Source organism: Rhodococcus sp. IEGM 1341 (assembly GCF_030056895.1).
GTDB lineage: Bacteria > Actinomycetota > Actinomycetes > Mycobacteriales > Mycobacteriaceae > Rhodococcoides.
In genome coordinates this window covers 96,682-121,827 of the sequence record NZ_JASHKV010000002.1, presented here as the reverse complement: position 1 = coordinate 121,827, position 25,146 = coordinate 96,682, and the positions used below count along the sequence as shown (strand labels likewise).

Here is a 25,146-nt window from a genome sequence, read left to right as displayed (position 1 = left end):
CGAAAAGATCCGTCAGGAACTTACAGCGCCGGTGTGTACGCGTGGACGCAGCCAGTCGATGAGATCGTCGAGTACGCGCTCCTTCTCCGGTTCGTTGAACACTTCGTGGAACAGCCCGTCGTACGTTTTCAGGGTCAGGTCGTCGGATCCGGCGAGTTCGGCGATGAGCTCGCTGCCCGAGACGTCGGCCAAGCGATCCGCCGTCCCGTGCTGGAGCAGCACGGGGATCGTCAGCGACGGCAGGCGAGCAGGGAACGTATCCCCGACGCCCAGCATCGCCGCGGCCAGACCCGCCGAGACGCTGCCGTGGTAGCCCAAAGGGTCGGCGACATAGGCGTCGACGACGTCCTTGTCACGGGATACGAGGGTGGGATCGAGCTTGAGCACAGGGGCGGCCGGTACGAATCGTCCGAGGAACTTACCGACCGCCACCAGCGCTTTCGGTTGCCCGACGCTGGGGACGACGGCAGGGCCGGACAGCATCAGACCGTCGAGATCGGCCTGATGGTCGAGGGCGTAGGACAGTGCGATGGCACCGCCCATGCTGTGGCCGAGCAGGAAGGTGCGCTGATTCGGATGCTCGGAAGCTGCGATGCCGAACAGCGTGTGCAGGTCGTCGGTGAAGTCGGACCACTTGTCCAGTGACACCCGTTTGCCACCGGATCGGCCGTGTCCTCGGTGGTCGGGCGCGTAGACGACGAGGCCGAGCGAGCCCAGCCGTTCGATGACGTGCCGGTACCGACCCGCGTGCTCGGCCAGGCCGTGGGCGAGCACCACAATCCCGGTCGACGTGGTCTCGGGGGTCCAGACGTCGTAGACGATTCGGGTTCCGTGAACTCCGACGAACGACGACTCGACATGCTTCATCCGGTCACCGTACAAGGGCAGCGGGGCGTTCGACGGCCCATCGGAGAACCTACAAAATTTGCTTGGGTAACATATCCTGGTGGAACGAGCGATGTAGTTGTGACACGCCACTACCGTTTGTCCCCGCACCTCGGGGCACGGCACCGACCAGGACTCAGGAGTGAAGAATCCAGAATGCGTGATGAGTCCGCCACGAGCACGTCGCCGCGGTGGCGCGACCCAAAGCGCTACCTGTGGCCGCTGGGGCTGACGATTCCTCTCAGCCCGTTCCTGGCCTGGGGGCTGGTGACCCTTCTCGGCCCCGGTGCGTTCTGGACCCTCGGCCTGATGATCATGGGTGTCGCACTGCCTCTGGTGGACAAATTCGCCGGAGTGGACCGCAGCAATCCCCCGGACGAGGCGATCGCCGCGCTGGAGAAGGATCCGTACTACCGCTGGTGCGTCTATCTGTTCCTGCCGTTGCAGTACGCGGGTCTGGTTGCGGCCTGCTATCTCTGGGCGCACGGCCCGCTGGGAGTCCCGGAGCGGATCGGCCTGGCCATCACCGTCGGCATCGTCGGTGGGGTCGGCATCAACGCCGCGCACGAGCTGGGCCACAAGCGTGAGCGTCTGGAGCGATGGCTGTCGAAGGTGACACTGGCACAGTCCCTGTACGGCCACTTCTACGTCGAGCACAATCACGGCCACCACCTCCGCGTCGCCACCCCGGAGGATCCGGCGTCGGCAAAGTTCGGCGAGTCGTTCTGGAAGTTCTTGCCGCGCACGATCGTGCACGGCCTGCGCTCGGCCTGGGAGCTCGAGACTCGACGCCTCGCCCGCCAGGGCCTGTCTCCCTGGTCGTACCGAAACAACCTGTTCAATGCCGCGGCCATGAGCGTTGTGCTGTTCGGCGTGCTGATCGCCGTCTTCGGTGTGGTGACCGTGCCGTATCTGTTCCTGCAGGCTGCGATCGCGATCGTCCTCTACGAGGCAGCCAACTACCTCGAGCACTACGGGCTGCTGCGGCAGAAGCGCAAGAGCGGTCGATACGGCAAACCGACCCACCGCGACAGCTGGAACAGCGACCACCTGTGGAGCAACCTGTTTCTCTACCACCTGCAACGGCACAGCGACCATCACGCGAATCCGGTGCGCCGCTACCAGGCACTGCGCACCGTCGACGAGTCCCCACAGCTACCGGCCGGATATGCAGTGATGATCTTCTGCGCGCTGGTTCCGCCGTTGTGGCGCAAGGTGATGGATCAGCGACTGATCGACTTCTACGACGGCAACTCGGAGCTCGTCAACGTCGACCACTCCGACCCCAAGGCAGTGCGGAAACTCGAGCAACTGTGCGTCGAGCGCGCTGAGGCGTAGTGAGAGTTCACACCGCCGCAGGTTCGTCGGTCTGGGCCCGCAGGTAGCGACCGAAGTGCGGCACCGTGAACGCGATGGTTCCGCGCTCGGCCGAATAGATCAGGCCCTTCTTGATCAGTCCGTCGCGAGCCGGAGACAGCGATGCAGGCTTGCGCTTCAGCTCGGTCGCCACGGCCGAGGTCGGCACCGAGCCGTCGTCCACGGACAGTTCGGCCATCGCACGCATGTATTCACGCTCGGCAGGCGTCGCACGCTCGTAGCGAGATCCGAAGAATCCGACGGCCAATTCCTCCTCCGCCGTCGGAGCGGCGACGCGCACGTCCTCGACGGTGATCGGGGTGTCGGCCGCGAGATCCCACGTCGCCTTGCCGTAGGCCTGGACGAAGTACGGGTAGCCGTCAGCGGCTGCATACAGCGCGTCGAGCGCGTCGGGGGTGAATTCGACGTCCTCGCGGTCGGCCGGAGCGATCAACGCGAGGTCGGCCGCGGCTCGTTCCAGTCGGCCGATCCGGTGGTAACTGAACAGGCGCTCGGAGTAACTCTTGGATGCCGACAACACCGCAGGTAGGTGTGGCAGCCCGGCCCCGACGATGATCAGCGGCGCGGTGTCCTGACTGAGCTCGTGACAGGCCGCACACAACGCGGAGATGTCCGCGGCACCCAGATCCTGCATCTCGTCGATGAAGATGGCGATGCCCACGCCCACGTCGCCGGCCAGCGCGGAGGCGTCGAGCAGCAGTTCCACGAGGTCGATCTCGATGTCGCCGGAGTCGGCGCGGCCGGTCTTCGCCGGGACGTCGATGCCGGGCTGCCACCGCTCCCGCATGCCCTTGTCCGCGGTGGCGCGTAGGGCGAAGGCCTTGAGGACGCCGAGGAATTCGTCGACGCGTTCGGGATCGCGATGCGATGCCGCGATGCCGCGGACCGCCATGTGCAGCGCAGACGACAGCGGTCGACGCAGTTCCTGGTCCGGCCGAGCCTCGATCTTGCCGGTGCCCCAGCCGCGGGCGATGGCCGCGGATCGGAGTTGGTTGAGCAACACCGTCTTCCCGACGCCTCGCAGCCCGGTGAGTACGACGCTGCGTTCCGGCCGGCCGCGGGTGATGCGTTCGAGTACGACGTCGAAGGCGTCGAGCTGCTTCTTTCGGCCTGCGAGCTCGGGTGGGCGCTGGCCGGCGCCGGGGGCGTAGGGGTTACGCACGGGGTCCATGGGGCCAAAGTTACAACGAATCGTGCGATATATGCGGACATCTAGTTCGTGTCCTAGAGATCTGTATTCACTCGATACTTGCGCGCGACTGCGACGGAGGACTACTTTCTGGGGTGTGAAGCGCATTCTCGTAGTACGCCGCCGTAGCGGGGTCTGATTCGGACCGACCCCTCGCTGCGGGTCGTTGTGCTCTCTCGGTCCTCCCTTCACATTCGCCAGGACCACCCTCATGAATGCATTTGCTTCCACTCTCGCCACAGATCCGTTCCACGCCCGTTTCGGTTGCGCCCTGCCGCGCACGATGCGCGACGAGATCACCTGGCAACACATGTCGTGGACGAACTTCACCGACCGTTTCTCGCCCACCACCGGCCCTCTTCGACTGGGGTCATGGACTGCCGACAGTGCAGCTGGCGGTAGGACGGCTTTCGACGCGACCTTCGGCGTCGGCGACACGATCATCGCCTGTGCGGCAACGACTTACGGGCCGATCGAGGCCTTGACGTCGATGCTCCACGACGCCGGATTCCGCATCGAGATCCTCTCGTTCCACCAGCAGATCATCGGCGACGAGACCGCCACCTTCGTCCTCGCCGAGCACGACGGTCGCCGCGAATGGTCGATGGGCATGGATACCGACGCACACCTGTCGGCCGTGCGAGCCGTCATCGCCGGAGCGAACATTCTGCATCGGTAGCGGAATCGACGCCACGTCCTGCATCGGTAGCGCTTTCTTCGACGGTCTAGCGCGTATGCAAGACAGGCGAAGACTTTCCTAGGGCATCTCGATCGTCTCGGCGCGGCGCACCTCGGCCAGTGCGTACCGCAGATAGGTCTCGGCTCGGCCACGGCGCACCGCGAGCAGGTCTGCGACCACCAGCAACGCGTGCGCCGGACGCGGCCTCACTCGCGACTGCTCTTCGATGTCGGACACCCCCAGCGCTCCGGTGAGCACCTCGACGAACCCGTCGATGTCCAGGTTCGGCAGCCAGTCCGCTCCTCGTACGGTTCGGCCGAGGACCTCCTGGACGTTCTCGCCGGTCAATCCGTCGCTGTATACCTCTTCGAGCAACGTGCGTACCATCTCGGCATGCACGTGCCCGGCCTTTGCCGAGTCCGAGCGGCCCAACGATTCGACGGCATCGTCGAACGCCACCGAATTCTGCAAGGCGACAGCAGCCAGCGCATCGTTCGTGGCATCAGCGATGCGCCGAACTTCGGCGGGCCATTCGGCAGGCCAGGTGACGGGCATACGACTCGGGGGAGTCGACACGGGGGAGGAGTCGGTCATGACAGAAGTGTCTCATCGGATACCGTCACGGTTCCCTTTATCTGTTACCGGTGTTTATACTAAGTCTCGCACTGTGGCATCGGCCACACCTGCGAACGTGGAGGAGGTGGCTCGATGAGCGAACGGAAGATCGTCGCATCGGATCCCGGTGAAGTGATGCTGCAAGCCAGAAACGTCAAGTTCGACTGGAGCGATCTGCCGATGCACTGGGTGCCGGGCGATCCGTACACCACGCACGTACTCAACGTGCTGCATCTGCTGCTGCCCGCCGGCGAGCACTGGTTCGTCGACACGTTCAAGGAAGCCCTGCCGTACATCGACGACGAGAAGCTGCGCGACGACGTCATCGGCTTCATCGGCCAGGAAGCCGTGCACGCCGAGGCACACACCGGCGTCCTCGTGCATCTCCAGGCCAAAGGACTCGACCCGACGCCGTTCACCGACCAGATGGAGTGGGCCTTCGGCAAGGTCCTCGGCTCCGATTCGGTGACCAGCCTTCGATCGAAGAACAACCTGGTCGAGCGCTTGGCTCTGATCGCCGCGATCGAGCACGTGACGGCATTTCTCGGTGACTGGGTACTCAACGCCGACGGTCTCGACCGCGCGGGCATCCACCCCACCATGCTCGATCTGCTGCGCTGGCACGGTGCCGAGGAAGTAGAGCACCGCTCGGTCGCCTACGACACGCTGCGATACTTCGACAAGCGCGAGGTTCGCCGATTGCGTACGTTCGTCGTGGTCGTGCCGTTGATGGCCTACATCTGGATGCGCGGGATCATCTTCCTGATGAAGAACGACCCGGAGCTGCAGTCGGCCCCGAAGTCCGTCCGCAAGCCGCGCTCGGCACTGTGGCGGAAGTCGGTCAAACGCGGCACCCTGCCCGCGCTGACGCACGTCGGCCGCAGCATGTCGCGCTACCTCAAGAAGTCGTACCACCCCAGCCAGGAAGGCTCCACAGCTCAGGCCGTCCGGTACCTTGCGTCCTCGCCGGCCGCTCAGGCTGCAGCGAGGTGAAGCTGTCTTCACGGCGCGTCCCGCGGCTGCTCCCCAAGGATGCTCCGCCGGACCTGCGCGGGCGCGGACGTCCTGATCGCTCGATGCAGCTGCTCGGTACGTTTCTCAACGGGTACATGCAGGCGGCGGCCGGAGCGGAGTACAACGATGCCGTCGCCGGCCACAACCCCGATTCGGCGTTGAAGTTGGTCGTCACCGAACGCGAGATCGTCGCCGAGGACAACGATGTTGCAGCCCTCACCCTTGCGTCGCCGACGGGTGCACAGCTGCCCATCTGGCATCCGGGCTGTCATCTCGATCTGCACCTGCCCTCGGGCCGTCGCCGGCAGTACTCACTGTGCGGAAATCCCTCCGATCGCAGCTCCTATCGCATCGCGGTGCGCCGAATCCCTACCGGCGCAGGCGGATCCATCGAAATGCACGGACTGCAACCCGGCACCGAGGTCACCGTCCGTGGCCCCCGCAACGGATTCCCTTTCGTCGGCGACGGCAGCGCACTGTTCATCGCCGGCGGTATCGGGATCACTCCCATCATCGCGATGGTCCGCGCCGCAAGAATTCTCGGCATGGACTGGCAATTCGTGTACTGCGGTCGATCACGCGACACGATGCCCTTTCTCGACGAGATCGAGAGCTGGGAATCGGACCGGGTGTTCGTCCGCACCGACGACGTGTACGGGTACCCCACCGAGGGTGAATTGCTCGAGCGCGCACCCGCAGGCGGTGCCGTCTACTGCTGTGGCCCCACCCCCATGCTCGACGCAGTCCGCCGCGACTTTCGCCAGTGCCCCTCCACTGCACTGCATTTCGAGCGATTCGGTCCGCCGCCGATTCTCGACGGCACCCCGTTCGAGGTGCAGTTGATCAGCACGGGCGCCGTGCTCGACGTCGCCGCCGACGCCTCCGTGCTGACAGCGGTCAAGGAGCAGAAACCCAACGTCGCGTACTCGTGCCAGCAGGGCTTCTGCGGTACCTGCAAGGTACGGGTGCTCTCCGGTGAGCCCGAGCACCTGGAAAACAGACTGACGCCGGAAGAGCAGCGCGATCACATGCTCATCTGCGTTTCGCGCGCACGCAGCGGGCGTCTCGTACTCGATCTATAGAACGGAAAATAGTTGAGCAGCAACGCGGTTCGTACGACGGTCGTCAACGAGGGCATCCGCCTGGCGGTGTTCGAGAGCGGCAATCCCGACGGCGATCCCATCGTCCTCGTGCACGGCTGGCCCGATACTCACGAGCTGTGGAGCCACATCGTGCCGCAGCTCGAGGACCGCTTCCGGGTGATCAGCTACGACTCCCGCGGCGCAGGCGAGAGCTCGGTCCCCGCGGAGCAGTCGGCGTACAAGCTGGCCCGGCTCGCCTCGGATTTCTATGCCGTCGCCGATGCCGTCAGCCCCGACGCCCCAGTTCATGTGCTCGCCCACGACTGGGGTGCCGTCGAGGTATGGGAGGCCGCAGCCCAGCCCCAGGCGAAGGACCGAATTCGTTCGTACACATCGATTTCCGGGCCGAACCTCGATCACCTCGGCAAGTGGTCGCAGTCGCGCCTGCGCAAACCCACCCTCACCGGCATCAAACAGGTGCTCGCCCAGGTACGCGCGTCGTGGTACACCGTCACCTTCCACATCCCCGGCCTGTCCACGTTGCGCATCAAGCGGCAGTTCGCCAAGGGGTGGCCGGCGTTCCTCCAGGAGTTCTCGGGCGTCGATCCGAAGCTCGTCACCCAGAACCCCACACTGTGGTCGGATGCCACCAACGGCACCAAACTCTACCGGGCCAACATCATTCCGCTCCTGGGCAATCCACGTGAGCGGTACATCGACATCCCCGTGCACCTCATCGTCAACACCGAGGACGTCGCGGTGCGTCCGTACCACTACGACGACACCGGCAAGTGGGTGAAGAACCTCACGCGCAACGACATTCCGGCGGGACACTGGTCGCCGATCTCCCATGCCGACGACATCGCACGATTGACGAGGGAATTCATCGACTCGCTGGACTGATGTTCACGAATCACCCGGCCAGGTGCCCGCGTAGCGTCGACGCGGTGTAGTCGGCGCGAAACACACCGCGCCGCTGCAGGATCGGCACCACCTGATCGACGAAGTCCTCCAATGAGTCCGGGTAGCGCGGACACATCAGATTGAAGCCGTCGGCACCGCGGGCGATCCACGACTGCATCTCGTCGGCAATCGACTCCGGCGTGCCGATCATCGTCGCGTGGCCGCCGCCCGCGGCGAGGGTGCCGAGCAACTCCCGCACAGTCGGGGCGTCCTTCTCGATGATCCGCAGAATCGTCTCGTAGCGACCCTGCGGTCCGGCGAACTCGGCCGCCAGAGGCAGGGACGGTACCGGCGCGTCGAGTTCCCAGGCAGCGCAGTCCTGTCCGGTGAACGTCGACAGCATCGCCAGTGACTGCTCCGTGGGCAGCAGCTCATCGAGTTCGGCCTTCTTGCGGCGAGCCTCGTCCATCGTCGACCCGATGTACGTCACCAAACCCGGCATGATGCCCACTGTCGCGCTGTCGCGGCCCGCATGGCGGATTCTCGCCTTCACGTCGTTGTAATAGCTCTGCGCTGCAACGAGATCGTAGGCAACGGCATAGATCGCCTCGGCGTACTTCGCGGCCAGACCCCGGCCCGGGCCCGACGCGCCGGCCTGAAACAGCACCGGTCTCCCCTGCGGCGACCGCGGCACCGTCAACGGGCCGTCGACCCGAAAGTGTTTGCCGTCGTGGTCGATCGAGTGCACCTTCGCCGGATCGGCGTAGTGTCCGCTTCGATCGAGCGTCAACGCGTCGGCATCCCACGAATCCCACAGCGCCAGAGCAGTATCGACGAACTCCTCGGCGCGGGCATATCGCTCCTCACGAGCCGGGATGACGTCCATCCCGTGGTTGCGGGCTTCGGCGTCGAACATGGAGGTGACGACGTTCCAACCAGCACGGCCGCCACTGATGTGATCGAGTGACGCCAACATGCGTGCAGCGTGGAACGGTGTGTAGAACGTCGACGAGACCGTGGTGACGAGGCCGATGTGCGTGGTGGCCCGCGCCATGGCGGACAGCGCGGTGATCGGCTCGAGGAACCAGGTGCCTGCCCCGGCCGGGTCGCGTACCGAATGACCGTCGGCGAAGAACACCGCGTCGAACTTGCCCCGCTCGGCGAGCTGCGCGAGTTCCTCGTAGTACGAGATGTCGCCGAGATCCTCCACTCGCGAATCGGGGTGACGCCACGCCGCGCTGTGGTGGCCGCAACCGTAGAGAAAAGCGTTGAGGTGCATGTCAGTCCTTGACCAGTCCGCCGTCGACGACGAGATTCTGGCCGGTCACCGACCGCGCCCACGGCGATGCGAAGAACAGCAGAGCGTCGGCGAATTCCTCGGGGGTGGTGACGCGTTGCAGCGGGGTCGAGGCGGCGATGAAATCGAACACCTCGGCCGGGGTCGCGGAGCTGGCGTCGGTGGTGCGGAGCAGTCCACCCGAGACCATGTTGACGGTGATGTTGTCTGCGCCCAGATCGGCGGACAGAGTGCGGGTCAGCGAGAGCAGCGCCGCCTTGGAGGCCGTGTAGTCGTGGTACGGGACTACCGGATTCTGGAACAAGTTGGTGCCCACGTTGATGATTCGCCCGAACCCCGCCTCGCGCATGCCCGGCAGTGCGGCCTGGGTGGTCAGCAAGGCCGCGCGGACGCTGCCCCGCAGTTGAGCGTCGAAGCGCTCCCAGGTGATCGTGTCGGCTTTGGGCCGTGCGTCTCCGTCGAACGAGAAATCGGCCAGCGCGTTGTTGACGACGGTGGTGATCGGGGTGCCGAAATGCTCACGCGCGGTATCGAACAGCGCGGCCACCGCGGCGTCGTCGGTGACATCACCCTGGACCGCGATCGCGTTCTCACCGAGTCGGTTCGCCAGCGCTTCGGCGGCCTCTTTGCTGTTGCGGTAGTCGATCACCACTCGGGCACCCTGGCCGGCGAACGCCGCAGCGATCGCTGCTCCCAGTCCGCGTCCACCGCCGGTGATCAACACTGTCTGCTCGTCGAATTTCATGCGCCTCGCCTCTCGTTCGAGGTCGGGACCGTCACGAGGGGACAGGAATACCGCAACGCCACGACATTCCCTTCGCTGGTCCTAACCAGATCAGGTTCGACGGGTGTGTTCTCAGCCCTGACGGGCACCCCGTGTCGCGGTCGACTGTACCTGTAGCGGTTTCTCGCCGTGTCTTGTTTTCACGCTAGAGAGGCGAATGGAACCGAATGCACGCGTTCAGCCGATCACGGTCCAGCCGTGCGGCGGGACGCTCACCCGCCCGTCGTGCAGATCCGCTTCGCCTGCGAGCACCTCGTCGCCCTGGACCGGGTAGTCGATGGCGTCGTCACCGAGGTTGAGCGCGACCGTCAGCGATTCGCCGTCGGCGTGCGCGCGATAGAGCAGTGCGGTGTTGGTGAGTTCGAGCGTCTCGGTGCGCGCGGAGTACAGCCACGGATTGCGACGCCGTAGTGCGATCAGCTCCTGATGCACTCGGTAGACCGGCCAACCGTACGGAGCGAGATTCTCGGACGTGTCGGGGTACTCCGGACGCACCTCGTCGTCGCCGCCGACTCGATCCTCCTTGATTCCGCGAAACGCCTGCTCGTCGCCGTAGTAGATCATCGGCATACCGCCCACGGTGAACAGAACCACCAAGGCGTGCAGCAGATGTCGCTCGTCCTCGATGACGCTGGCGATGCGGTTGACGTCGTGATTTCCGACGAACGTGGCGGGCACGAAGGCGTCGAGCCAGCCGTTGTGACGCTCGAGCGCATGGGAGAGCTCGAAGAAGTTGAGCTCGCTCAGACCGCTCCAGACGGCCTTCCACAGCTCGTACTGAGTGACCGAGTCCAGCGTGGAGGCCGAGACGATTCGGTCGTAGTCGCCGTGAATGACCTCGCCGAGAAAGTATGCGTCCGGGTGCTTTTCCCGAACCTTCGGCAACACCGCGGCCCAGAAACGCGGCGATACTGCATAGGCCGCGTCCAGCCTCCAGGCGTCGACGCCTCGCTCGAGCCAGTGCGACAGGACGTCCACGACGAACCGCTGCACATCCGGGCTCTCGTGATTGAGTGCGACCAGTTCGTCGTGGCCCTCGAAGTTGCGATACGTCGGCTCGTCACCGGACCAATCGAGGTGGAACCACCCCGCGGCCTCGGATTCCGCACCTTCGGTCAGCGCTTCCTGAAACTTCGGAAAGCTCTGCGCCACATGGTTGAAGACGCCGTCGAACATGATCTTCAGGCCGCGGGAGTGCGCCGCGGCGATCAGGGAGTCGATATCTTCGTCGGTGCCGAGCCTGCCGTCGATGTGGAAATAGTCGACAGTGTCGTAGCCGTGCTTCTCGGACTCGAAGATCGGACCGAGGGCGATGCCCGACGCACCGAGTTCGAGTGCGTAGTCGAGCCAGTTCTCGATTCTGTTCAGCCGGTGCAGATCCGCCTGAGATTCACCGTCCCAGCCGTGTACCGGCGCACCGGTGAAGCCGAGCGGGTACAGGTGCCACCAGATGGCGTGCTTCGTCCACTCCATCAGGACTCCATGATCGAGTCGCGGCCCAGTTCGCCCGCACCGGTATGGCCGGACAGGCTGGTCACCAGATCGAATTCGGCTAACAGGCAACGTAATACGTGCGCGACGCCCTCCTGCCCACCGAGGGCGAGGCCGTAGAGGAACGGTCGGCCGAGCAGCACCGCATCGGCTCCGAGCGCAAGAGCCTTGGCCATGTCGGCTCCGGTGCGTACTCCGGAGTCGAACAGGACTGTCAATTCGTCGCCCACCGCCTCGACGATGGACGGCAACGCGTCGAGTGACGCTCTGGCCCCGTCGATCTGACGGCCGCCGTGGTTGGAGACGACGATGCCGTCGACTCCGTGCGCGGCCGCCTCTCGGGCGTCGCCCACGGTGCAGATTCCCTTGAGGACGACCGGCCCACTCCAGTGCTCCCGGAGGAACGCCAGGTTCTTCCACGACAGACCGGGGTTGGGAAACATCTGCGCCCAATGCATCGCGGCCGCAACGGGATTCTCCTCGACCGGCTGCCCCAGGCCGGCCTGGAACGCCGGATCGCTCAGGTAGTTCTCGATGCCGAGGTTGGCCAGGAACGGCAGGTAGCCGCGGTCCAGATCGGCGGGCCGCCAGCCCAGCAGCGTCGTGTCGAGGGTCAGCACCAGCGCGCTGAATCCGGAATCCTTCGCGCGCTGCAGGAAGCTCAGCAACACCGATTCGTCCGTCGGCCAGTAGAGCTGATACCAGCGGGGCGCGTCGCCGCCTGCCTCGGCGATCTGCTCGAACGAGTGCGAGGCCTGGGTCGAATGTATGTACGGCACACCGAGTTCCGCGGCGGCGCGGACGGTGGCGAGCTCCCCCTCGGGGTGCGCGAGCGTCTGAATGCCCACGGGAGCGATCATGAGCGGGGCAGGCATGTCGGTGCCGAGCACGGTGCACGCGTGGTCACGGGCAGCCGCGCTGCGCAGCATCCGAGGCGTGATGGCCCAACGGTCGAAGGCAGCCCGGTTCGCACGAGCCGTCGAACCACTGCCCGCGCTGGCGACGATATAGCCGAGGGCCTCGGGCGAGAGCGTCTCGGCAGCCTGGTCCTCCAGCCTCGCCAGGTTGGTGGTGATCGACGGTGTCTGCTGCGCGAACATCCCGGCGGCGTAGATGCCGAGTTGGTGATCGCTGAAGTTGCTGGGCCTGGCCTCGGTCATCGTTCGACCCTACCGGGGCACCGCCGAGGATCGGGCGAGAAATGCGTCGAGCAGAGCCGAGCAACGCACCCGAGCTGCAGGTTCGGCCTCCGCGATGGCCCGGCGGATTTCGTGCACGTCCACCCCATGTTCGACGCCGTCGCGGTCCCAGGCCGCAGCCCACGCGTCGTAGGTGTCGAGGTCGATCTCGGGGTGGAACTGCAACCCGAGGTGCGGCCCGAGCACGAAGGCCTGTTGCGCGGACTCGTTGCGGGCGATCACCGTGGCCTGCGGGGGAGCGGTGAACGTATCGCCGTGGAACTCCATCCACGGTCCGGGGGCGATGAGCTCGGGCTCGGACGTCTCGACGTCGACGAATCCGTACTCGGGATGCTCGGACTTGCGAACGGTGCCGCCGAGTACCCGAGCGAGCAACTGTCCGCCGAAGCAGACACCCAGGATCGGGACTCCGGTGTCGATCGCCTCCCGGACGTATGCGATCTCCGGCGCGAGCCAGGCCAGCGTGTCGTCGTACGCGGCGTCGGGCGAGCCCATGACGACCAGCAGCTGTGCGCCGCACAGTGGTGGCGGCGCGAGGTCGGGGCTGTGGTCGAAGGAGTGCACGTCCAACTGGAAACCCCTGGTGCGTAACTCGGCGTCGAGAGTGCCGATGTCGCGTCGCGCGAGAGCCGGGTCCTGATCGTGGACGAGCACTACAGCGCGCGGGTCGTTCGTGTGTGTCACAGGGCTCCTTTACGGTGTTCGTGCACACCGTACGACAGACTGGATCCGATGCCACCTCGTAGACGCACAGCCCGATCCACCACTGCCCGCACCGTCAAGGCCGGGCAGAGCAGTGCTGCGCGAAAGTTCGCGGCCGCCAAGAACGGTGAGCCTGCACCGAAAAAAGCTGCCCCGAAGAAGGCCGCACCACGCAAGCGTGCAGCGCCGCGCAAGACGTCACCTCGCAAGACTGCTGCCCCCGATCTGCGGGTGCCCGATCCCGGTGAGCGCGTCTGGGTGCTGGACGTGCCGTTCGAGGATCGGTCGGCGGCGGGCGCTGCCGGGGCTCGCTGGTATCCCGGACCACGGGTGTTCGCGTACTACGGCACCGAATTGCCCGAGTATCTGCAGCCGTACGAGTCGATGCCGTACAGCCTGCAGCGGTGGCTCGAGGACGATGCCAACGAGAACTGGCGGGACGAGGTGGTGCGGGAGCGCGCGATGCAGCCGCGTGAGACCCAACTCGAATCCGTTCGACGCCATCTCGCCGCCCTCGACGCGGGATTCCCGTACTTCGCGCAGATGGATTCGACGGGTCTGGGCAAGACGTTGGCGGTGTGCGAGGCCGTTCGGCAGATGTCGGCGGCCGAGATCGGCACGGTACTGGTGGTCGCACCCAAGGGCGCGCTGCCGGGATGGCGGCGAACCATTGCCGACAGCGAGGCCGACATCGAACCGTCCGATCGCAAGCGCTGGCTGCTGATCACCTACCAGTCGACGAAGAAGCTCCTGTCCGTTCCGCCCGAGACCGACCTGGGCAAACGCAAACGGACACAGAACAAGCGGACCATCTCGCTCGGCGAGCTTCGGTTCGACATGGACGTGGTGATCGCCGACGAATCGCATGCGCTGATGAACATCGAATCGCAGCAGTCGCAGATCCTCTGGCGGTATCAGGAGGCGGCGCGCTCGGTGGTGTGGATGTCTGCCACTCCCGGCTATCAGCCGCTGCACTTCGCCTACATGGCGAGGGCCGTCGAGCGCAGCCGCGGGGTCGAGATCCTCGGCGACGACGAGTATCTCGGCTATGCGGTGACGATGAAGTGGGCCGAGTTCCTCATCGAATCGGGGTTCGCCGTCAAGGCAGGCAAGGCGACGACGGGATTGACGACGTGGCGGTGGGAGCCCGAGGACGCGGCCCGACGCGCCCGCGATATCGCGTCCGTACATGGGTGGCTGTCGGGAGGTGCTGTGCCGTGGTCGATTTCGCGCCCCTCGCCGCCGACCCCACGCGAGCCGCTCGGCCAGGAACTCACCGCCGCGCAGAAGCGGCTGTACAACTCGGCGTGGGTGGACTACCGCAAGGAAGTCGGGCTACCGATCTGGAAGGCCGTCGGCGGCAAGCGCGTGCTGCAGAAGAACCCGAGCACTCGTGCCGCGACCCTGCGATTCCGCCAGAAGTGTTCGTACCTACGCATTCCCGCGTCGGCCGATCAGGTGCGCACCTGGGTCAAGGCCGGCAATCAGGTGTTCGTCTCGATGTTCTACCGCGAGTCGGTGGCGGCGTTGGCGCAGACGCTTCGGGACGAGGGCCTCGAGGTCGCGGTCGTCGACGGGAGTATGAGTAGCCCGGATCAGGAGGCGTCGATCAGACGCTTTCAAACCGGCGATGCGTCGGTCATCGTCTCGACAACCACCAGTGCGATCAACCTGCACACCAACGAATTACTGCTCCCGGAGGGCACGGTTTCCACCCTCGCACCACGCGTGACGCTGATTCACGATCCCCGGTGGACGCCCATCGACATTCGGCAGATCGAGGGCCGGGCCAACCGAATAGACAAGGACCACAACCACACGACGTCGACCTGCTACTACGGCTACGCCGAGGGCACGGTCGAAGAAGAGATGGTGCTGACCGGTATCGAACGTATCGCTGACCTGGGATCGATCGTCGGGCAGGCGGATCTCATCGACCCGGAGGCGTTTCTCGCCGCGAAAGTGGACGCCGGAAAATAGCGACAATTGTGAGCAATCGTCCACGCGCCCGAGTAGGTTCGGTCCCATCGGCAATTCGTCGGTAGCGGGCTCACAGTGGCACCAGGAGTAGTCATGATCGTTCTCGGAATCATCCTCGCCCTCATCGGCTATTTCGCCGGCATCTCGATCTTGACGACCATCGGCATCATTCTTGTCGTCGTCGGCGCGGTTCTGACGTTGCTCGGTTCGATGGGGCGCGCAGTCGGTGGCCGCAAGACGTGGTTTTGACCTACGAGTTAGAACACACGTTCGATTTCTGTTAGTCTGAGCGGGCCCCCGAAGTTGGCGATGCGGCCAGCGGAGCCACTTCGGGCGGTCCATATCGGACGGTAGACAGTGTCGAAGGCGGTTGCGCGCGATGGCATCCGACGAGCGCGACACCGACCCGGTTGCCGGATCGCTCTATCGCGTCGGCGATCGGTGGGCAGAACGAGCGCCTTCTCGCTGCACCAACGGCCATCCACTCGTCGCCGGTTCGGTATTGGTGGGTTCACGGGCCTGTTCGTGCGACCGCGGACATCACCGCACCCATCAGTGCGAACGCTGTGGCGTCGTGCTGTTCACGCCGGAGCTACGCAACTCGTGCAGTGACGCCAGCTTCGATTCCCGCGCTGCGCGAACACAGTCGCCCGTCGTGGACAATCGACGGTATGAACAACAGTGAGCCCGTCGTCGATCTGGGTCAACTGAGACAAGATTTCACGCGATTCATGATGAGCTACAAGTTCGGGATCGACGAGCTGATCACGAAGATCAACATCTTGAAGCAGGAATTCACCCACATTCACCGGTACAGCCCCATCGAGCACGTCTCGTCGAGGTTGAAGACTCCGGAGAGCATTTTCGAGAAGGCGCAGCGGAAGAAGTGCGCCCTGACTCTCGATGCGATTCGCGAGAACATCTTCGACGTCGCCGGAGTGCGCATCACCTGCAGCTTCATCTCCGACACCTACCGCATCGCCGACATGCTCAGCAGTCAGAGCGACGTGCGCGTCGTCGAGATCAAGGACTACATCGCGAACCCGAAAGCCAACGGCTACAAGAGCTTGCATCTGATCGTCGAGATTCCGGTGTTCATGTCCGATCGCGTCCAGCCGGTCCTCGTCGAACTGCAGATCAGAACCATCGCGATGGATTTCTGGGCGAGCCTCGAGCACAAGATCTTCTACAAGTATCGCGGGCAGATTCCGGAGACTCTGTTGGCGGAGCTGACCGAGGCGGCCGAGAGCGCCAACAAGCTCGACGAGAAGATGGAAAGCCTGCACGACGAGGTGGTCGAGCTGGGCGGCGAGGCGGAGAACTCCATCGCTCTCGGCGCGCTGCCGCCCATGGCTCTGCCTCCCGAGTTGCTGCACATGCTGCTCACGGCGCAGGCCGAGGCGATCGACCCCGATCGGGCTTGACGGTCACCACAACGAAAAACCCCGCTGCTCGACGGGCGAGCAGCGGGGTTCTGTTCTCGTATGCGCTAGCCGATGTGGACCGGAGTGTCCCCGACTGGCAGGTCGTCCTTCTTGGCACGGACCAGTACCAGCACGACCGGGCACACCAACGCGACCAGGATCGCGGCGGTTCCGAAGGCCCACGCGTAGCCCGACACCTCGGCTGCGAAAGCGTGATCGATGGTGGCGAGCACGAAGTTGCGGATCGGTTCCGGTAGCGCGGCCAGCATCTCGTCGCTGGGGATTTCCTGGCCGGCAAGAGCCTCCGCAGGAACTCCTGCGGGCGGCGTCGGTGCCGGGTTCTCGGCGAGGAACGTCGTCTTCGACGAGGTGTACACCGTGGTGAACACCGCTGCGCCGAGTGCGCCGCCGACCTGAAGCGTCGCGTTGATCAGCGCGGATGCGGCACCCGCATCGTGATCGGGGACGCCGATGAGAGCGACGTTCTGCATCGGCACCATCAGCAGGCCGAGACCGAGCCCGAGCAGTACGACTCCGGGGAGCACGTGCGTCCAGTACGAGGTGTCGACGCCGATCTGCGTGAGCAGCAGCAGGCCGATCGCCGAGACGACGGGCCCGACGGCCATCATCGGCTTGGGCCCGATCTTCGGTACGAGTGCCGAGGCGATCGCGGCGGTGATCAGGATTCCGCCGGTCATGGGCAGCGACGCGACACCGGCGATGACCGGGCTCATCTGGAGCACGATCTGGAAGTAGAAGGTCAGATACAACGTGCCACCGAGCAGTGCTGCACCGATGACGGCCGACCCGATGTATGCGGCACCGCGGTCGCGGTCGAGCAGAACGCTCAGGGGGAGCAGCGGGTTGGCGGACTTGGATTCGACCACGACGAACGCGGCGAGCAGCGCGAGGCCGAGAGCGATGAAGGAGATGGTGGGTACCGTCGCCCAGCCGTCCTCGGCTTCGGTGAAGCCGTAGACCAGCGAGGCCAGTCCGAGCGCGACGAGGATCGCTCCGGGCAGGTCGTAGCGGGTGTCGCCGTGTGCCTTGCTCTCCTTGACCAGCGGGACTGCGGCGGCGATCGCAATGATGGCGACGGGGATGTTGACGAGCAGGCACCAGCGCCAGTTCGCGTACTCGGTGAGCACTCCACCGAGGAGCAGTCCGACGGCTGCGCCGCCACCGGCGATCGCGCCGAACACGCCGAATGCCTTGGCGCGCTCCTTGGTGTCGGTGAAGGTGACCGTCAGGATCGCCAGCGCTGCGGGTGCGAGCAGTGCAGCGAAGACGCCCTGACCTGCGCGTGCGATGAACAGCTGCCAGCCCTCTTGGGCGAGTCCGCCGACGGCGGAGGCAACGGCGAAGCCGGCCATGCCGACGATGAACGAGCGCTTGCGGCCCCAGTAGTCCGCGATTCGACCACCGAGCAGCAGCAGCGCGCCGAACGCCAGCGCGTATGCGGTGATCACCCAGGTGCGGCTGGTGTCGCTGATGCCGAGGTCGATCTGCGCCTGCGGCAGGGCGATGTTGACGATGGTGCCGTCCAACACGATCGTGAGCTGCGTGATGGCGACGATGCAGAGCACCAACCAGCGGCGTTCGTAATTCGGATTCTCGGCCAGCGCCCCGTGTTCGGAGACCTGCGACATGTTTCTACCCCACTCGTACTCGTTGATTCTCTGGGCACGAAAAATGTCCCGACCGAAAAGGTAAGCGACGATGGACCGACTGTCAAACGAACTAGTTGGTTGGCGGTAGGGTGGTCGCCATGAAGCCTGACGCAAGCGCCACCCGCGCCCGCATCGTCGTCGCTGCCCGCGCAGAATTCTCCGAGCACGGCCTGGCCGGGGCACGGGTCGATCGCATCGCGGTCTCGGCCAAGGCGAGCAAGGAACGCCTGTACGCATACTTCGGAGACAAGGAAGCACTGTTCCGGGCCGTCGTGGAAGACGGATTCGCGCGCTTCCTGGAGTCGGTTCCCTTCACCGTCGACGATCTCGGGGGATACGCCGCGCGCGAATATCTGCACCTCGCCGCGAATCCCCAGGAGCACCGACTGCTGCTGTGGACGCAGCTTCAAGGCGGCACGGCGGTCGCCGGCGCCGACGACATCCATGCGGTGATCGCCGAGCGGCGAAACGCCATGGCGGCCGCGCAGCAGAACGGACTGATCTCCGACGCCTTCACCGTCGACGACCTGTTCACCATGATCTTCGGCATCACCTCCGCCTGGATGACCGCGCCCGGCAGTGACTGCGGACCCGTCGATGACGCCGAACACCAGCGTCGGGCGTCGAAAATCGAAGCAGCGGTCCGGCGACTCTGCACTCCGTAGCAATGTCTATCGACATCTAGCTTCGAGTGAAGAGTTACGAATAGTTGGGTAGCGGGCCGATTTTCCCGCAAACGCGCGCGCGTTCGCCATACGCGCGCGAATTCGACACCGATCCGTTGACGATTCCGAACGCGTCTGACAATTCCGCGCGCATCTGTTCCCTACGCGTACCTCGCCAACTCACATGAGCCCGCAGGCCGCCAGAATCGCCGCTTCACGGTCTGCCGAGAGCCCGACTGGTCGTCGATCACTCCTCATCGGCGATCGACCTTTCAGCGATTGCAGCCACGTCCACGTGTCCGCGACGGTCTCCTGAATCGGTCGCGTCCGAAGCCCCGCGGCGAATGCCTTCGATACGTCGGATGCATGCAGCGAATCATGATCCGCGCCCGGCGGAATCCAGATCGGGAGCTCCGTCCACGGCTGCACACCTGCAGTGCGGAGCACGTCCGGCTCCACCCAGCACAAGCGTGCGTCGGACCGGGTGGCGGCGATGCAGCACTGCAGAAGCTCGCCGATCGTGGCGTGACCCGGCCGACTCACCACGTCGAATGCCCCGCCGAGACCCCGGGCGGCAGCGTCCAGACTCCAAGCGACCAGATCACGGGCATCGATGTACTGCAGTGCCAGATCGACCGGACCGGGCGCAAGCACATCCCCGGCGTGCTCGATTCTGTTCAGCCACCAGGGAAGTCGACCGATATTTTCGTAGGGTCCCAGGATCAGACCGGCGCGAACCAGCAACGAATCAGTACCGAAGCCGGTGACTACGGCCTGCTCGCCGCCGAGCTTGCATCGCGCATAGTCCTCGCCAGGTCCCTGCACCGTCGGCCAGGTCTCGGTAGCTCCCGCTTGCGGGGCGTCGTACACCGAACGGCTGGAGACATACACGTAGCTACCGACTCGACCGGCGAGCAGCGCCGCCGACTGTGCCACCACGTCCGGTTCCCACGACCAGGTGTCGAAGACTATGTCCCAGTTATCTTCTCGGATCTCATTCAGTCCGTCGGGCGAGCGTCTGTCTCCCCGAAGTTGTGTGACACGAGGATCCGACGCGGTTGTGCCGCGATTGAGTACCGTGACGTCCCACTGCAGATCGAGAGCATGTTCGACGGCAGTTCGCCCCACGAAGTCGCTGCCACCGAGGACCAATAGCTTCATGAATCCAGTGTGCCGGTGAGCAGTCCGTCCGTTCTGCCGAACGCCCGGTTCGGATCTCTGCTCACAGCAGAGCGGCTCGGGCTACACAGGAAGCTTGCTGTGTCCCGTCTCCTTGATGGTCAGTACCGTCGCTACACCGATGACGCACACGCCCATGACCCAGTACGCCGGTGACATGGCATTGCCGGTCGATTCGACCAATTGTGCCGCCACGTAGGGTGCCGTTCCACCTGCCGCGATCGTTCCGATGTTGAAGCCCAACGACACTCCGGTGTAGCGAACTGCCCGAGGAAAGAGTTCGGTGAACAGCGGGAAAGCCGGGACCTGCACCACGCCGTTGAGCACCATGTAGACGAAGTAGACGACGCCGACGACGAGAATGCTCGACGTGGCACCGAGAATCATGAACACCGGCAGCGCAATGATCACGTAGGCCACATAGCCGAACAGCAGCACCGGTTTGCGGCCGAATCTGTCGGTGAGCATCCCACTCAGCGGAAATGTGGCGCAGGCCAATGCAATTGCCACAGCCGACGTCCAGTACACCGAGTCTTTCGAGAAGCCGAGGTCGTTGATCAGATACACGCTGAAGTAGGTCAGTCCGATGTACCCGGATCCGTTCATGGCGATCGCGATGCCGACGACGCGTAGCACCGACCACGGTTGCTTCTTCACCACGTCGCTCAACGGGCTCTTGGCGACCTCGTTCTTGGCTGCCATTTCCTCGAACTCCGGGCTGTCCTCGAGCTTGAGCCGCACACGGAGGCATACGAAGGCCAGGGGCAGAGCCAGCAGGAACGGGATGCGCCATCCCCACGACGACATTTGTTCGTCGGTCGTGATCAGAGCCACGAGCCCGACGACGGCTGCCGCGACGGCGAAGCCGAGAGTCGATCCCACCGGCGTGAAGGACCCGAAGAATCCTCGACGGTTCGGCGGTGCCGACTCGGCGATGTAGGTTGCGGCACCGCCGATCTCACCACCTGCCGAGAATCCCTGGGCGAGCCTGATGATGACCAGCAGAACGGGGGCCAGCACCCCGACACTCGAGTGCGTCGGCAGCAGTCCGAGAATGCCGCAGGCAACACCCATGCACACCACGGTGATGACGAGGGCGTGCCGACGACCCTTGCGGTCTCCGAGCCGACCGAAGAAGATTCCGCCGAGCGGACGGGCGACATAGGCGACGCCGAACACGGCCAGGGTCGCGAGAATCGACACGCCTGGGCTGGTGGATGGGAAGAACAGCGGTGCGATGATGACGGCGAGGAAGCCGTAGACCGCGAAGTCGTAGTACTCGATGAGCGTACCGACACCTCCGGCCAGCGCAGCTCGACGCGCGGTCGTGGTGTCCGCCTTGGGCGGTGCAACTCCTGCGCGGGAGTGTTCGGTGTTCGTCATCGCGCTGATCCTTCTGTGAGTGGTTGCTTGCTTCGGTGTTCGGAGAGAAGAAGTTCGTACGAACCGCCCGCTTCGATGACGGCGACGGTTCGGGCATTCGGTGGATGGCCGGTGATCGTGGTGCCGTCCTGCTTCGACACCTCGGCCCGACGCCAGTCGAGTCTGACATCGTCGCCAACGGCCACCGCGTCGGATATCCCGGGAACGGTGATCAGGGGCATACCGTTGAAGGTCTCTCCACGCCAGAATCCAGGCGAGAACGATTCCGCCACAACGGCGCTGATGCCCAGGTTGCGCAGCGCGACCATCGGCGGATAGTGCGGATGTCCGTAGCCGAAGTTCCGCCCACCGACGATGATGTCTCCGGGTCGAACTCGATCCACGAATTCCGGGTCGTACGCCGCCATGCAGACCGACCTCAAATGATCGGGGTCGTAGGACTTGATGTTCGCAACGCCCACGACCAGGTCGATATCGAAGTCGTCACCGAATATCCACGCGACCGCACCGTCGATGACGTCGGGCGGAGGCGGGTAGGCGCTCACGACCCCACCTGCGCGATCGTCCCGGCGAGGGCGCTGGCCGCGACGGTGAAGGGCGAACCCATGTAGATGTTGGCGTCGGAGCTACCCATTCGCCCGGAGATGTTGAGCACCCCGGTGGAGATACAGTTCTCGCCGGCCGCGAGGGGCTTCTGGTATCCGAAGCAGAAGTCGCAGCTCGACACCGCGATGTGTGCACCAGCTGACCGCAGGATGTCCAGCAGCCCTTCGCTTTCGGCTTGATCGTGCACCTTCTGGGAGGTCGGTACCACGTTCAACTCGACGCCGGGGGCGACGGTCCGCCCGTCGAGCACCAGTGCAGCAGCGCGCAGGTCCTCGATGCGGCCGCTGGCACAGGATCCGATGAACGCCTTCGTGATCGGGATTCCGGCCAGATCGGCAGCGGTGTGGGTGTTGGCTGCTCGAGCCGAACCGGGTTGCACCACCTGCGGAACGATGGTCGACAGGTCGATGGTGTGGTGCGCCGCGTAAGTGGCACCCTCGTCGGGGAGCACGGGGGTGAACGCCTGCCGGGCGACGTCGTGGGCGTAGGCGAGAGACAGTTCGTCGGGTTCGAAGATCGCCGAGACCGCACCGGTGAACATCGCCATTCCGCAGAGACCCTGGCGGTGGTCGATCTTCATCGACCGCGCTCCGGGACCACCGAACTCCATCACCTGATGGGCACATCCGTCGGCACCGACCAGGTCGATGATCGTGTGAACGAGATCGCGACTGTCGACGCCGGCACCGAACTCACCCACGAGGTCGAACCGTGTGGTGGCCGGGATGTCGACGTACAGCTGTCCCGTCACCCAGGCCTCGATCAGATCCCGACGGATGCCCCAACCCAGTGCACCGAAGGCACCGATTCCGCTGATGTGCCCGTCGAAGTGGACGAGAAAGTCTCCTGGCGTCGCGAGTCCGAGTTCGGCAGTGAGCTGGTGGCCGATGCCTCGGCCCTCGTGCAGCTCGATGCCGTAGAACTCGCACCAGTCTCGCGTGACCTGATGCACCTCTTGCTCTTTGGCGTTCTTCTTGGTGAGCATGTGGTCGATGAAGACGACGTAGCGAGATGGGTCGTCGAGTTCGGTGATGCCGAAGTCCTCGCGCATCTGCCGGAACATCACGTCGGTGTAGCCGGGGAAATCGTAGGCAATCATGCGAGCGGGCCGGACGGCGTGATTCTCTCCAGCGTGCACCACATCGGCATCACAGGTTCGGCCGAGGATCTTCTCGACCATCGTCAGTGCGTCGGAGCTCATACCGATCACACCTTCGCGTCGGCAGGAAGGTACTTGCGTTGTGCTGCTTCCACTTCCGGGAAGCCGATGAGATCGACGAACTCGTGGTGCTGCAACGCGTCGGCGCTCACGTCGGCCGGCGCTTCACCTCCGGCCAATCGGCGCAGAGCCTCACGAGCTGCTCCGGTGGCGGCCATCAGCACCTGGGTGGGCAGCAGGGCGAGTCGAACGCCGATCTGCCCGAGAACCTCGGGGGTGAACTCACGCTCGGTCCAGGTCGACGCGGTCAAAGTCGCCATCAGCGGAACGCCTACCGCGTCATGACAGCGAGCCCACTCGTCGGCGGTCTCGAAAGTCTTCGTGACGGGCATGATCATGTCGGCACCGGCGTCGACGTACGCGGTGGCGCGTCGGATCGCGTCGTCGCCACGAGCATCGGTGCGGGCGATCATCAGGACGTGCTCCGGCAGCGAATCCCGGACGGCCCGTACTTTGCCCGACGCTTCCTCGATGCTGATGAGGTCCACCGGCTCGCCGACGCAGATCGGGCACTTCTTGGGTGAGAGCTGGTCTTCCATAAAGACGCCCTGCACGCCCGCGGCAGCGAATCGGCCCGCGGTCCGCGCCGCGTTGACGGCGTTGCCGTAGCCGGTGTCGATGTCCGCGACGAGCGGGAGGGAGGACGCTTCGCCGATCGTGCGCACCGCCTGGAGGTTCTCGGTCATCGTGTAGAGCTCCGCGTCGGGCAGCCCGAGGGCCGCCGACACGGCGAAGCCGGATGCGCACAAGGCCGAGAACCCGGCCTGTTCGGCCAGCTTCGCCGTCAGTCCGTCCCATACGCCCGGGGCATACACCAGGCCCTGTTCGGTCAGATCTCTGAGTGTCGCGGTCATGAGCACCATCCATTTCGTATTGCGGAACGCATTCCGAAACTAGAGTGGTGGCGATCACAAGTCAAGGGGGGTTCGTAGGATGGCGGCAGCACTTCCCAGTCCGATCGAAGGAGCACACGTGGCATCGCCCACCGAGTCCGACGACCACGCCGGCCGCGACATCGTGGGCGCGGTGGTCAAGGCCTGCACGCTGCTCGATCATTTCGATACGACGCACCCCGTGTGGACGCTCAACGAGCTGACGACGGCAAGTCGAATGAACAAGACGACAGTGCACAGACTGATGACCACACTGATCCACGCCGGCTGGGTGGACCGGACGGCCGAAGGCTCGTATCGAATCGCCATGCCCGTTTTCGAGATCGGATCGTCGGCACTGACCCAACTCGACATCCGCGGTGCGGCACAACCGTACCTGTCGGAGATTGCCGAAAAGTTCGGCGACACTGCGTATCTCATGGTTCCCGCAGACGAGGGAGCCGTTTGCATCGATCGCCATGAGGGGAGCAATCCCCTTGTGGTCGCGGGTATTTCCATCGGTTCGGTTCTCCCGTATCACGCCACCGCAGGCCCGATGGCCATGCTGGCATTCTCTGCTCGGATTCGCGACCGCTGGCTCACCCAGGATCTACCGGCCTTCACGGATCGAACACCGACGGCGCCGGACGAGTTGCTGACACGCCTCGAACAGATCCGATCGAAGGGGTACGCATTGAGCAATTCGGACTACCTCACCGGCGTCGCGGCCGTCGGCGCACCGATACTCGGACGAGACGCCGCGGTCGTTGCGTCGATCAGCGTTGGCGGCCGAGCGGAGACATTCGAGGGCGATGCCCTGAGCGCGAAGGTCACGACGATTCTGGCCGCCGCGAAGAGTTTGTCTCGGGTTGCAGAAGCTCTACCTGCGCCAGGAGGAGAACATTGAACTATCCGCATATCTATGATCTGA

At 64.7% G+C, this 25,146-nt stretch carries 24 protein-coding genes and 1 riboswitch; of the genes, 10 read left to right on the top strand and 14 right to left on the bottom strand.

The genetic code is table 11. From position 1 onward, the window contains the following. Positions 1 to 12 precede the first annotated feature (12 nt). The gene (locus QM615_RS07735) at positions 13 to 867 is read right to left on the bottom strand and encodes an alpha/beta hydrolase (protein ID WP_283347215.1); all 855 of its coding nucleotides are present in this window, start codon (positions 865 to 867) and stop codon (positions 13 to 15) included. A 174-nt stretch (positions 868 to 1,041) separates the two neighbouring features. Between QM615_RS07735 and QM615_RS07730 the strand changes: the two genes are divergently transcribed. Further along, entirely contained in the window at positions 1,042 to 2,223 is a 1,182-nt protein-coding gene (locus tag QM615_RS07730; protein WP_283347214.1) for an alkane 1-monooxygenase, read from the top strand. A gap of 7 nt (positions 2,224 to 2,230) precedes the next feature. Here QM615_RS07730 and QM615_RS07725 read toward each other — a convergent pair whose 3' ends face one another. Next, entirely contained in the window at positions 2,231 to 3,433 is a 1,203-nt protein-coding gene (locus QM615_RS07725) for an ATP-binding protein (protein ID WP_068048586.1), read from the bottom strand. Between the two features lie 229 nt (positions 3,434 to 3,662). Here QM615_RS07725 and QM615_RS07720 point away from each other — a divergent pair, with 229 nt between their 5' ends. Next, complete coding sequence (locus QM615_RS07720; protein WP_283347213.1) at positions 3,663 to 4,130, top strand: alpha-isopropylmalate synthase regulatory domain-containing protein; 468 nt, start codon at positions 3,663 to 3,665, stop codon at positions 4,128 to 4,130. 78 nt (positions 4,131 to 4,208) lie between these two features. On the opposite strand, the gene QM615_RS07715 is transcribed toward QM615_RS07720, so the two are convergent. Continuing rightward, on the bottom strand, positions 4,209 to 4,724 hold the full coding sequence (locus QM615_RS07715) for a hypothetical protein (protein WP_149406833.1): 516 nt from the start codon (positions 4,722 to 4,724) through the stop codon (positions 4,209 to 4,211). Positions 4,725 to 4,838: 114 nt separating this feature from the next. Between QM615_RS07715 and QM615_RS07710 the strand changes: the two genes are divergently transcribed. From QM615_RS07710 to QM615_RS07700, 3 genes are read left to right on the top strand one after another with little or no spacing between them, the layout of a single operon-like run. Beyond that, a complete protein-coding gene (locus QM615_RS07710; RefSeq protein WP_094669920.1) occupies positions 4,839 to 5,738 on the top strand; it encodes a metal-dependent hydrolase in 900 nt (299 codons plus the stop codon). Further along, the gene (locus QM615_RS07705; RefSeq protein ID WP_149406832.1) at positions 5,735 to 6,841 is read left to right on the top strand and encodes a PDR/VanB family oxidoreductase; all 1,107 of its coding nucleotides are present in this window, start codon (positions 5,735 to 5,737) and stop codon (positions 6,839 to 6,841) included. Before QM615_RS07710 ends, QM615_RS07705 begins: the two co-directional genes overlap by 4 nt. 12 nt (positions 6,842 to 6,853) lie before the next feature. Continuing rightward, positions 6,854 to 7,744, top strand: coding sequence for an alpha/beta fold hydrolase (locus QM615_RS07700; RefSeq protein ID WP_149406831.1), 891 nt, complete (start codon positions 6,854 to 6,856; stop codon positions 7,742 to 7,744). A gap of 10 nt (positions 7,745 to 7,754) precedes the next feature. On the opposite strand, the gene QM615_RS07695 is transcribed toward QM615_RS07700, so the two are convergent. The 5 genes from QM615_RS07695 to QM615_RS07675 all read right to left on the bottom strand — a co-directional run bounded on the left by QM615_RS07695 (position 7,755) and on the right by QM615_RS07675 (position 13,199). Continuing rightward, positions 7,755 to 9,023, bottom strand: coding sequence for an LLM class flavin-dependent oxidoreductase (locus tag QM615_RS07695; RefSeq protein ID WP_149406830.1), 1,269 nt, complete (start codon positions 9,021 to 9,023; stop codon positions 7,755 to 7,757). Between the two features lies 1 nt (position 9,024). Continuing rightward, positions 9,025 to 9,786, bottom strand: coding sequence for a 3-oxoacyl-ACP reductase (locus tag QM615_RS07690; RefSeq protein ID WP_149406829.1), 762 nt, complete (start codon positions 9,784 to 9,786; stop codon positions 9,025 to 9,027). A 49-nt stretch (positions 9,787 to 9,835) separates the two neighbouring features. Continuing rightward, positions 9,836 to 9,928, bottom strand: a riboswitch (TPP riboswitch). A gap of 74 nt (positions 9,929 to 10,002) precedes the next feature. Further along, entirely contained in the window at positions 10,003 to 11,298 is a 1,296-nt protein-coding gene (locus QM615_RS07685) for an alpha-amylase family glycosyl hydrolase (protein ID WP_149406828.1), read from the bottom strand. Then, on the bottom strand, positions 11,298 to 12,476 hold the full coding sequence (locus QM615_RS07680; protein ID WP_149406827.1) for an alpha-hydroxy-acid oxidizing protein: 1,179 nt from the start codon (positions 12,474 to 12,476) through the stop codon (positions 11,298 to 11,300). The genes QM615_RS07685 and QM615_RS07680 overlap by 1 nt, the downstream gene beginning before the upstream one ends. Positions 12,477 to 12,485: 9 nt before the next feature. Next, positions 12,486 to 13,199, bottom strand: coding sequence for a type 1 glutamine amidotransferase (locus QM615_RS07675; RefSeq protein WP_149406826.1), 714 nt, complete (start codon positions 13,197 to 13,199; stop codon positions 12,486 to 12,488). Between the two features lie 48 nt (positions 13,200 to 13,247). Here QM615_RS07675 and QM615_RS07670 point away from each other — a divergent pair, with 48 nt between their 5' ends. The 3 genes from QM615_RS07670 (at position 13,248) to QM615_RS07660 (ending at position 16,621) form a co-directional block, all read left to right on the top strand. Then, positions 13,248 to 15,197 carry a helicase-related protein gene (locus tag QM615_RS07670; RefSeq protein WP_262498484.1) on the top strand — a complete coding sequence of 650 codons (1,950 nt, stop codon included), beginning with the start codon at positions 13,248 to 13,250 and terminating at the stop codon, positions 15,195 to 15,197. 93 nt (positions 15,198 to 15,290) lie between these two features. Continuing rightward, positions 15,291 to 15,446: a DUF6131 family protein gene (locus tag QM615_RS07665; RefSeq protein WP_094611554.1), complete on the top strand. Its 156-nt coding sequence runs from the start codon at positions 15,291 to 15,293 to the stop codon at positions 15,444 to 15,446. Positions 15,447 to 15,868: 422 nt separating this feature from the next. Continuing rightward, on the top strand, positions 15,869 to 16,621 hold the full coding sequence (locus QM615_RS07660; protein ID WP_068282717.1) for a GTP pyrophosphokinase: 753 nt from the start codon (positions 15,869 to 15,871) through the stop codon (positions 16,619 to 16,621). A gap of 65 nt (positions 16,622 to 16,686) precedes the next feature. On the opposite strand, the gene QM615_RS07655 is transcribed toward QM615_RS07660, so the two are convergent. After that, a complete protein-coding gene (locus QM615_RS07655; protein ID WP_094640520.1) occupies positions 16,687 to 18,270 on the bottom strand; it encodes an MFS transporter in 1,584 nt (527 codons plus the stop codon). Between the two features lie 119 nt (positions 18,271 to 18,389). Between QM615_RS07655 and QM615_RS07650 the strand changes: the two genes are divergently transcribed. Further along, positions 18,390 to 18,956 carry a TetR family transcriptional regulator gene (locus QM615_RS07650; protein ID WP_149406825.1) on the top strand — a complete coding sequence of 189 codons (567 nt, stop codon included), beginning with the start codon at positions 18,390 to 18,392 and terminating at the stop codon, positions 18,954 to 18,956. 180 nt (positions 18,957 to 19,136) lie between these two features. Here QM615_RS07650 and QM615_RS07645 read toward each other — a convergent pair whose 3' ends face one another. The 5 genes from QM615_RS07645 to QM615_RS07625 all read right to left on the bottom strand — a co-directional run bounded on the left by QM615_RS07645 (position 19,137) and on the right by QM615_RS07625 (position 24,206). After that, on the bottom strand, positions 19,137 to 20,117 hold the full coding sequence (locus QM615_RS07645) for an NAD-dependent epimerase/dehydratase family protein (protein WP_283347212.1): 981 nt from the start codon (positions 20,115 to 20,117) through the stop codon (positions 19,137 to 19,139). A gap of 81 nt (positions 20,118 to 20,198) precedes the next feature. Continuing rightward, the gene (locus QM615_RS07640) at positions 20,199 to 21,518 is read right to left on the bottom strand and encodes an MFS transporter (RefSeq protein ID WP_068048531.1); all 1,320 of its coding nucleotides are present in this window, start codon (positions 21,516 to 21,518) and stop codon (positions 20,199 to 20,201) included. Next, complete coding sequence (locus QM615_RS07635; RefSeq protein WP_283347211.1) at positions 21,515 to 22,063, bottom strand: 3-isopropylmalate dehydratase small subunit; 549 nt, start codon at positions 22,061 to 22,063, stop codon at positions 21,515 to 21,517. The genes QM615_RS07640 and QM615_RS07635 overlap by 4 nt, the downstream gene beginning before the upstream one ends. Further along, the gene (locus tag QM615_RS07630; protein ID WP_394855283.1) at positions 22,060 to 23,325 is read right to left on the bottom strand and encodes a 3-isopropylmalate dehydratase large subunit; all 1,266 of its coding nucleotides are present in this window, start codon (positions 23,323 to 23,325) and stop codon (positions 22,060 to 22,062) included. The genes QM615_RS07635 and QM615_RS07630 overlap by 4 nt, the downstream gene beginning before the upstream one ends. A gap of 5 nt (positions 23,326 to 23,330) precedes the next feature. Further along, positions 23,331 to 24,206, bottom strand: coding sequence for an isocitrate lyase/PEP mutase family protein (locus QM615_RS07625; protein WP_394855440.1), 876 nt, complete (start codon positions 24,204 to 24,206; stop codon positions 23,331 to 23,333). Positions 24,207 to 24,315: 109 nt separating this feature from the next. Here QM615_RS07625 and QM615_RS07620 point away from each other — a divergent pair, with 109 nt between their 5' ends. Beyond that, positions 24,316 to 25,122 carry an IclR family transcriptional regulator gene (locus QM615_RS07620; protein ID WP_283347209.1) on the top strand — a complete coding sequence of 269 codons (807 nt, stop codon included), beginning with the start codon at positions 24,316 to 24,318 and terminating at the stop codon, positions 25,120 to 25,122. The last annotated feature ends 24 nt before the right edge of the window (positions 25,123 to 25,146 follow it).